Here is a 1,158-nt window from a genome sequence, read left to right as displayed (position 1 = left end):
ATACCAAATCCGGTTATCATAGAATACTAACAAATCAACGATAGTTAAACCAATGATAATTGGTCAGGTTTTTGATTTCATTGTTCATTTGTTGAAGAACACAGCATCTGGTAGCTAAAACATCTTCTAACTCATCAATACTTTCAAAATGCTCGTTAACTAAAGGTTCATCTACTAACGACCATAATCTTTCTGCTGGTTGGAGTTCTGGAGAATATGGGGGTAGAAATTCCTTAATTATTCCTGCTGGTAACTCGACTTTTGGGCTGGTATGCCATCCGGCTCTATCTTGAACTAACAGAATAATTTTTGGCTCAGCAGCACCAACTTCGGCCGCAAATGTCTTCAACACCAGGTTGAACCACCTCGTATCTACGCGAGGAATTAAATACCAATAAGTTCTTCCGGTTTTGGGTTCAACAAATCCATAAACATATAACCATTCATACCGATGCTGTACTACTGCTATCGGTCTTTCTCCTATGGGAGACCAAACTTTCCGAAGTATCGGTTTAAGTCCCACTCTATGCTCATCAAAGAACCACACCTCTATTTGAGCTTCCGGATATTGCTGTTCCAGTTCTTTGACCAATACTGGCAACTGTTTTTTGAAATCCTCCTGGGCTTTTTCATCTCCTTTGCGATGTTTAGGTCTCGGTTTTTGCCAAGAGTATTTGCACTTTTTTAAGTAATCCCATCCTCTTTGATTGCCTACTTTTTTTCTGCCGATTTCTTTCTCCAGCCACCTCGCTACTTTGGGTCCAGTCCAGATTCCGCCATCTTCGGGTCTTGAACGCAGTGCTGTAACTAATTTTGACAATTGTTGTTCACTTAATAATGGGGTTTTTCCTCTGATATGAGTCTGAGTTTCTTTGCGCCTATTTTTGACTCCTTCTACTCCTAACTCATTATATTTTTTGACAACTTTTTTCACGTATTGATAATCTAGCCCCACCGCTATTGCGCTATTTTTCATTGTCCATCCTAATGCAACTTTCCATAATATATGCCATCTCCTTGCTTCTACTGGGTCTTGACTTGTGAGATATTTTTCTTTCAGCTCATTAGCATTGAGATGATTTGCCAAATATGCTTTTTTCGGCATCGCTTTTTATTTTTATGTGATTATAAGTAGTCTATCATAACCGGATTTGGTAT

1 protein-coding gene is annotated in these 1,158 nt (G+C 38.9%); it reads right to left on the bottom strand.

The annotated features are described in order from the left end of the window. Positions 1-34 precede the first annotated feature (34 nt). Positions 35-1,105 (bottom strand): IS630 family transposase, encoded by a 1,071-nt coding sequence (locus QUB25_RS29670; protein WP_333189062.1) that lies wholly within the window; start codon positions 1,103-1,105, stop codon positions 35-37. Between the last annotated feature and the right edge of the window lie 53 nt (positions 1,106-1,158).

The organism is Microcoleus sp. B3-D7, from assembly GCF_036705305.1.
GTDB lineage: Bacteria > Cyanobacteriota > Cyanobacteriia > Cyanobacteriales > Microcoleaceae > Microcoleus.
Note: the sequence above shows the minus strand (reverse complement) of the source record. Positions and strands in the feature narration are given on the sequence as shown.